The organism is Saccharopolyspora sp., from assembly GCF_017434145.1.
GTDB lineage: Bacteria > Actinomycetota > Actinomycetes > Mycobacteriales > Pseudonocardiaceae > Saccharopolyspora_C > Saccharopolyspora_C galaxeae.
This window is the reverse complement of the sequence record NZ_JAFRFW010000486.1, coordinates 1-6,892: the sequence shown is the minus strand read 5'-3', so window position 1 is coordinate 6,892 and position 6,892 is coordinate 1. Positions and strand designations below refer to the sequence as shown.

Below are 6,892 nucleotides of genomic sequence, written 5' to 3'. Positions count from 1 at the left end.
CGCGGTCAGCCTGCTTCCGGCGTGGGTCGGCCCGGCCGGCGGCTGCTGCGGTAAGCCGCGACGGCCTCGGCGGTCGCGGGCTCGCGGAAGACCTCGGCGAACACGTCGACGCTGGTGTCGACGCTGCGCTGCAAGCCGTCGTTGAGCCAGGTCTCGAACAGCGATTTCTGCGCGGCGATCACCTCGGGCGTGTGCGCGGTGACCGATGCCAGCAGTTCCAGCGCCACCGTCCGCAACCGTCCCGGTTCCACCGTGCGGTTGGCGAGGTCGTGGCCCGCGAAGGTGCCCAGCGGGTAGAGCTCGCCGGTCAGAACGAGTTCTTTGGCCTTGGACAGGCCGATGTACTGGTGCAGCAGCGCGGCCTCGACCACCGACGGGATGCCGAGCTTGACCTCGGGCAACCCGACGCGCACCCCGTGGTGGGCGACCCGCAGATCGCAGGCCAGCGCCAGCTCGAACGCCGCGCCCACGCAGTGGCCGTTGAGCACCGCGACGGTCGGCACCGCGCAGTGCCGGACTTCGGCGAGGCAGTCGCGCACCCGCGAGATCACCGCTCGCCCGTCGTCCGGGCCTGCTTCGGCGAAGGTGTCCAGGTGCATCCCGCCGGAGAACACGTGCCCGCTGCCGGTGAACGCGATCGCCCGCGCCCGGCCGTGCACGCCGCGGACGGCTTCGGCGACCTGCTCCAGATCGTCCAGGTGCAGGGCGTTGCCGCTTTCCGGGCGGTCGAAGGTGATCCAGCGGACGTCGGCTTCGTCCGCAACACGAGGCTGTCCCACGGTGCCTCCACAACGTGCCGGGTGAAGCGTCCAGTTCTGCTCCTCGGTGCCCGCCACGGTCAAGTGCCGGGGCCGTCGAATGCCGGAGCCCTCGATGACGGCGCAGCCCCCAATGATGCCGAGGCCCACCAAAACACCGCGTCCCTCGAAGACACGGTGCGCGATCGGGTAGGAAGGTGCCGGCAAGCATCCGCGCGAAAGGTTCAGCAGTGGCAGACGCGTTCTACGTGCCCAGTGGCGACGGCTTCAGCTCGACCGACAGCACGGCCGGGCCGTGGGCGCCGGACGCGCAGCACTTCGGACCACCGGCGGCGCTGCTGACCAGGGAACTGGAAGGCTGCGGCGACGACGGTGGGGCGCTGGCGCGCATCACCGTCGAGATCCTCGGCCCGGTCCCGATCGCTGAACTGCGGACCGGCGCGCAGGTGGACCGGCCCGGCAAGTCGGTGCAACTGCTGTCCGCCGAGCTGCGCACCGCCGACCGGGCGGTGGCGAGGGCTTCGGCGTGGCGGTTGGCGAGCACCGACACCTCGGCGCAGGCCAGCGGAGCGGCACCGGCTTTGGCGCCGCCGCAGGACGGCGTGCCGTTCGGGCGTCCGGAGGGCTGGTCGCCCGGCTACATCGACGCGGTCGAATGGTGCGCCCTGTCCGGTTCGTTCCAAGAGCCCGGCCCGGCGACCGTCTGGGCCAGGCAACGGATTCCGCTCGTGTCCGGGGAAGAGCCGACGCCGCTGCAACGGCTGATGACGATCGCCGACTCCGCCAGCGGCGTGTCCACCTGGCTCGACCCCACCCGATACCTGTTCATCAACACCGAACTCACCGTGCACGTCCAGCGCGAACCGGTCGGCGAGTGGATCGGCCTGGACGCGCGCACCGTTCTGGGGCCGAACGGCACGGGCACGGCCGTCTCGGTGATCCACGACGAGCAGGGCCAGGTGGCCAACAGCAGCCAAACCCTGCTGGTCCGGCCGCGCTAGCGCGCGTTCACGGTTCCGCTGCGAACCGCGCCTTGATGGCCGGGCGATCGGCGTCCGCCGCGAGCAGGACGGTCAGCAGCAGCCGCGCTTTGACCCCGTCGAAGGCGACGCCGCTGATCAATCCGCGGCCGAGCAGGTCCTGCTCGGAACCGGGGAATCCGTAGGTCGCCTCGTAGAGTTCACCGCCACCGGTCCGGCCGGCGAACACGACCGGGATCCGCTCGTTCAGCTCCGCGAGCGAGTCCACGGCGAAGCTCGGCACGTGCCCACCGCCGAACACTTCGAGCACCATCCCGTCGTGCCCGGCGGCGTGCTGCGGCAACAGCGGGCCGGACCCCAGCCCGAACTTGACGATCCCCACCGACGGCACCCGCTCGCCCGGGACCTGCAACGGCGGCGGGTGGTGGCGCGGCGCCAGCGGGATCCGCACCTTGCCTTCGTGCACCCGGCCGACGGGCCCGGCGTTCGGCGAGTCGAACGCGGTGACGCTGGAGCTGTGGGATTTCCGCGCGTAGCGCGCCAAGTGGATCTCGTCGGCGAATACGACCAGCGGCCCGAGCCCCTCGGCTTGCGGCGCGGCGGCCACGCGGACCGCGGCCAGCAGGTTGGCCGGGCCGTCCGCTCCCGGCAGGGAAGGGTTGCGCATCGCCCCGGTGAGCACGACCGGCGGGCCGCCCGCGCCGAGCAGCAGGTCGAGCAGGTAGGACGTCTCTTCCAGCGTGTCGGTGCCCTGCGTGATCACGAACCCGTCGGCGGGCCGGGTGCGGATCACCTCGGCGAGCTCGGTCACGTCGCGGACCGTCAGGTCGCCGGACGGGGACGTGCGCAACGACTCCGCTTCGATCCGGGCGGATTCGCCGATGCCGGGCACGGCCGCGAGGAGTTCCTCCGGGCCGAGCCGGGGGACGGCTGCGCTCCGGCCGGACTCCGGCACCGACGCGATGGTTCCACCCAGCGCCAGCACGAGAACGCGCGGTTTCGGCATCGATCGCCACCTCGTCGCTTCAGGGCAGTTCGCGGTCGAAAGGATAGCGTTGGTTCGTGTCGAACGGGAAGCGCTCGCGGAAATCCTCGGCGATGTTCGCGAACGTGTCGAATGCCACGCCTTCGTGGCCGAGGATGTGCTCGATGAGCCGTTCCAGCATGAGCAGCACTTGCGGGCGTCCGGAAACGTCCGGGTGAATCGTGATGGGGAAAATCGCGTACTCGTATTCGCGGTGCACCCAGTCGAACTGGTCCCGCCAGATCTGCTCGACATCCCGCGGGTTGACGAATCCGTGGCTGTTCGGGCTGCCCTTGATGAACAGCATGGGCGGCAGGTCGTCGACGAACCAGTTGAAATTGATCTCCACCAGGTCGATCTCCCGGCCGCGCTGCAACGGTCGCATCCAGGACGAGGCGGGCAGGTTCAGATCGATCTTGGTCCAGCTGTCCCCGGTCCGGGCGTAGAACGGCTGGAAGTCGTGCAGCGCTTGGCTGTGGTCGTAGCGGAACCCGTTCTTCAGCAGCAGGTCCGCGGTGACCGGCGAGAGCTCGCACCACGGTGCGATGTAGCCGCGCGGCTTGGCTCCGGTGAACCGCTCGATCAGCTCGATCGAGCGGTTCAGCACGTCCTCCTCCTGCTGCGGGCTCAGCTTGATCGGATTTTCGTGCGAGTACCCGTGCGCGCCGATCTCGTGGCCTGCCGCGACGATCTGCTCGATCTGGTGCGGGAAGGTCTCGATGGAATGCCCGGGCGCGAACCAGGTAGTGGTCAGGCCGTATTCGCGGAAAAGCTGCAGCAACCGCGGGACGCCGACTTCACCGGCGAACATGCCGCGCTGGATGTCCGCGGGCGAATCCTCGCCACCGTAGGATCCGAGCCATCCGGAAACGGCGTCGATGTCGGTTCCGATGCAGACCTTGATTTCCTTCGCCATTGTTTCTCCTAGCGGTGTGCCGCTGCGGGCGAGTCGTGGCGCGGGTCGTCGAGAAATCCCGTTCGGTCGTTGCGCGTGACGAAAGTCAGGCTAAGCCGTGCGGCGGCACCGCGCATGGAGCGTTCCCGCGGCTCGCGCCGCGTCGGACCGGCCGGTTCAAGTGGGTACTGTCGGTCCGGCAGGGGCCGCTGCCCGAGCGCAGTCCGGCTTCGTCGGGGAGTGGAGAGGTGTCATGAGCAACATCGAGGCAGCGCCCGCAGAGCTCGAGTGCGGCTCGGCAGCGGACGATCGGGTGCGCGGCCAGCTGATCGAACCGCGCGAGGTGCCGCTGGGCGGCCCGCGCGGAATGCAGGTTCGGCGCACGTTGCCGCGGCGCGCGCGGTCGTTGATCGGTGCTTGGTGCTTCGTGGACCACTACGGTCCCGAAGACGTCGCGGCGACCGGTGGGATGCGCGTCGCGGGGCATCCGCACACCGGGCTGCAGACGGTGTCGTGGCTGTTCAGCGGCGAGATCGAGCATCGCGACACCACCGGTGCGCACGCGCGCGTGCGACCCGGCGAGGTCAACCTGATGACCGCCGGTGCGGGGATCGCCCACTCCGAGTACTCCACTGCGGACACGACCGTGCTGCACGGTGTTCAGCTGTGGGTGGCGTTGCCGGAGCGAAGTCGTTTCACCGCACCGGGTTTCGAGCACTTCGCACCGCCGGTGGTCGAGCACGAAGGCGCTCGTGCCCTGGTGTTCATCGGTTCGCTGCTGGGGTGCACCGCACCGGTGCGCACGCACACCCCGTTGCTGGGCGCGGAGATCACGTTGCCCGCGGAGCGGGAAGTGCGGATCGAAGTGGATCCGGCGTTCGAGCACGGCGTGCTCGTGGACACCGGCGAGGTGACCGCGTCCGGAGTCGAGGCGACCGCGGGCGGGCTCGTGTACCAGCCGCCCGGAGCGGGCGAGCTGTCGCTGCGGTCCGCGGACGGCGCGCGGGTGTTGCTGCTCGGTGGGCCGCCGCTGGGCGAGCAGATCGTGATGTGGTGGAACTTCGTCGGGCGCTCGCACGAGGAGATCGTCGAGTTCCGCGAGCAGTGGCAGGCCGAACGCGACGGTGCGGGAACGGGCCGGTTCGGGCCGTTCCCGCAGCAATGGGCCCAGACGCTGCCCGCACCGGCGTTGCCGAACGCCAGGCTCCGCCGGCGCGGATAGGTCCTCGACGGCGGAGCCCGGGCCGCGCCCGAGTCGCGGCCCGGGCGCGCCGGCTATCGGGAACTCACCGCGCCCCGGGATCGTGCAGCGGGTTCACGACGTGGCCGTGCACCGCCGCGTGCGGCCGCTCCGGGCGGTCCCGGTAGGAGTCCAGCAGCAGCCGGTTGCGGTTCAGGCACAGCCGCTCGATCTCCGGGGTCAGCAGGTCGAACATCGCGAACCGGTCGGCGAGTTCGGGGGCCTTCGCCTGGTAGTTCAGCACCTCGTCGCGCACCATCTCCCAGAACCGCTGCTGGGCGAGCCCGAGGTGATCCTCCACCAGCGGGGCGAGGTAGCGGAAATGCCCGACGAACAGTCCACTTTGGATGAACTGGCACAGGAACTGCGGCTGCTCGCGCAGCAGCACTTCGGAGACCTCATCGGGAATGCCCGCCAGTTCGGGCAGCGGCGCGTCGGCGACGTTGACGTCGTCGACGAAGTCCTTCACGGCCAGCCTGCTGGGCACGTCGGCTTCGTCGAACACGACGATCACGTTCTCCCCGTGCGGGGAGAAGACCAGCCCGTAGCGGTACAGGAAGTGCAGCAGCGGCGGCAGCAGCGCGCTGAACAGCCGCTGCAGCCAGGTTTCCGCGTCCAATCCGGACCGGTCGACGAGCTCGCGCACGAACGCGCGGCCGTCGTCGTCGACGTGCAGCAGCGAAGCGAGCGTGCGGGCGCGTTCGGACTCGTCGAGCTTGCCGCTGATCGGTTGGCGCCAGATCGCGCCGAGCAGTTCCCGGTATTGGTAGGGGACGTCCGGGATCTCCTCCAGCACCGGGTGCCGCACGGTGACCGAGGCGACCTCGCCGAGCAGCACCACGCGGGCTTCGTCCCGCAGGTACGGGTCGTCGTCCGCGAGCCCGAGCACCCACGCGGTCAGCGCTGGCGCGGCGACGGTGCGCTCGGTCGGCAGCCCGCGCCAGACCAGAGTGTTCAGAATGGACACCGGCAGCTTCACGTGGTGGCGCTGCGGGTCGTCGACGTTGGTGAAGGTGCGGATGGACTGCTGCGGGCGGTAGTGGTCCGGTCCTTCGCCGAGCGCCACGATTCGGCCCGCCGCGATGTCCGCGGCGAAGGTGGGCAGCACGATCTCGTCCCACTGCCAGGGATGCACCGGCAGCCAGCTGTAATCGGCCGGGTCGAGGCCGCGTTCGCCGAGCTGGTCGCGGAATCGCTGCCGCGTCGGCTCGTCGAGCTCGTCCTCGATCAACCGCTCGCTGGGCAGCCAGTCGACTCCGCGGTACGCGGCCAGCGAGGTGTGCACCGCGATCCACGGCAGCCGCATCGCCGATCGCGCCTCCGGCGCGTAGCGGGACGTGTCCGAGGCGGAAAAGCCGACGCGGCCCTTGTTCGGCACGATCCACGGGTGCCCGGTCTGGTGCCCCTCCAAGTCCACATAGGACAGGTCGGCGAGTTCGGCCGAACTGCGGCCCGATCCGAGCAACCGGGTGTCCGCGGCCAGCGTCGCGCTGAGCTCCCGCGCGAGATGCCCGGCGGTGTCGCCGGTGATGCCCAGCGTCGAGCGCGCGTCGAGCAGGAACCGCAGCGGGTCCGAAGCGGGCTGCTCGCCGTCCGCGGTGCGGCGCACGATCGAGTCCGGGCGCACCGTCCAGTGCCCGAACGCTCCGCGGCGGGCGGAAAAGCCGTAGGAGATGCCGTCCGGCAGGTCGAGCCGGTACCGGCCCGGTTCCACCTCCTCCGGTTGCAGCAGCAGCTCGTAGGAGAGCTCGGCCAGCGACTTGGCCAGCATGTCGCGCCCGGCGCGGTTCCAGCGGCCGGCGTCGAGTTCAGCGGGTACGGACAAGAACATCAGATACCTCCGGAGACAGCGGTCGGTCGGGCACGGCGGTGCGCAGCAGCGGGATGGCGGCCACGGCCAGCACGGCGAACAAGGCGGCACCCATCGCCAGTGGCGCTGCCAGGTTCGCGTCGGCCCCGGACGCGGCGATCATCGGCGCCACCAGCAGTCCCGCG

At 70.4% G+C, this 6,892-nt stretch carries 7 protein-coding genes; 2 read left to right on the top strand and 5 right to left on the bottom strand.

From position 1 onward, the window contains the following. Window positions 1–5 precede the first annotated feature (5 nt). Entirely contained in the window at window positions 6–779 is a 774-nt protein-coding gene (locus IJH84_RS13535; protein ID WP_295144813.1) for an enoyl-CoA hydratase/isomerase family protein, read from the bottom strand. A 209-nt stretch (window positions 780–988) separates the two neighbouring features. Here IJH84_RS13535 and IJH84_RS13530 point away from each other — a divergent pair, with 209 nt between their 5' ends. Next, complete coding sequence (locus IJH84_RS13530; protein WP_295144810.1) at window positions 989–1,759, top strand: thioesterase family protein; 771 nt, start codon at window positions 989–991, stop codon at window positions 1,757–1,759. A 7-nt stretch (window positions 1,760–1,766) separates the two neighbouring features. Here the strand turns inward: IJH84_RS13530 and IJH84_RS13525 are convergent, their stop codons facing one another. Together IJH84_RS13525 and IJH84_RS13520 are read right to left on the bottom strand one after the other, a co-directional pair. Then, a complete protein-coding gene (locus IJH84_RS13525) occupies window positions 1,767–2,744 on the bottom strand; it encodes an asparaginase (protein WP_295144807.1) in 978 nt (325 codons plus the stop codon). Window positions 2,745–2,763: 19 nt separating this feature from the next. Next, the gene (locus IJH84_RS13520) at window positions 2,764–3,678 is read right to left on the bottom strand and encodes a polysaccharide deacetylase (protein ID WP_295144804.1); all 915 of its coding nucleotides are present in this window, start codon (window positions 3,676–3,678) and stop codon (window positions 2,764–2,766) included. 232 nt (window positions 3,679–3,910) lie between these two features. On the opposite strand from IJH84_RS13520, the gene IJH84_RS13515 reads away from it, so the two are divergent. Continuing rightward, window positions 3,911–4,879, top strand: a complete 969-nt coding sequence (locus IJH84_RS13515; RefSeq protein WP_295144801.1) for a pirin family protein — start codon at window positions 3,911–3,913, stop codon at window positions 4,877–4,879. Between the two features lie 64 nt (window positions 4,880–4,943). Here the strand turns inward: IJH84_RS13515 and IJH84_RS13510 are convergent, their stop codons facing one another. Together IJH84_RS13510 and IJH84_RS13505 are read right to left on the bottom strand one after the other, a co-directional pair. Beyond that, window positions 4,944–6,728 carry an IucA/IucC family siderophore biosynthesis protein gene (locus tag IJH84_RS13510; RefSeq protein ID WP_295144799.1) on the bottom strand — a complete coding sequence of 595 codons (1,785 nt, stop codon included), beginning with the start codon at window positions 6,726–6,728 and terminating at the stop codon, window positions 4,944–4,946. Continuing rightward, window positions 6,706–6,892, bottom strand: a 187-nt coding sequence (locus IJH84_RS13505) for a hypothetical protein (RefSeq protein WP_295144796.1), incomplete at its 5' end; no start/stop codon positions are given. The genes IJH84_RS13505 and IJH84_RS13510, both read right to left, overlap by 23 nt.

Bases quoted from the DNA above. Each gene is read 5' to 3' on its own strand.
- IJH84_RS13525 (WP_295144807.1), bottom strand. From the start codon at position 2,744: ATGCCGAAACCGCGCGTTCTCGTGCTGGCGCTGGGTGGAACCATCGCG.
- IJH84_RS13520 (WP_295144804.1), bottom strand. From the start codon at position 3,678: ATGGCGAAGGAAATCAAGGTCTGCATCGGAACCGACATCGACGCCGTT.
- IJH84_RS13515 (WP_295144801.1), top strand. From the start codon at position 3,911: ATGAGCAACATCGAGGCAGCGCCCGCAGAGCTCGAGTGCGGCTCGGCA.
- IJH84_RS13510 (WP_295144799.1), bottom strand. From the start codon at position 6,728: ATGTTCTTGTCCGTACCCGCTGAACTCGACGCCGGCCGCTGGAACCGC.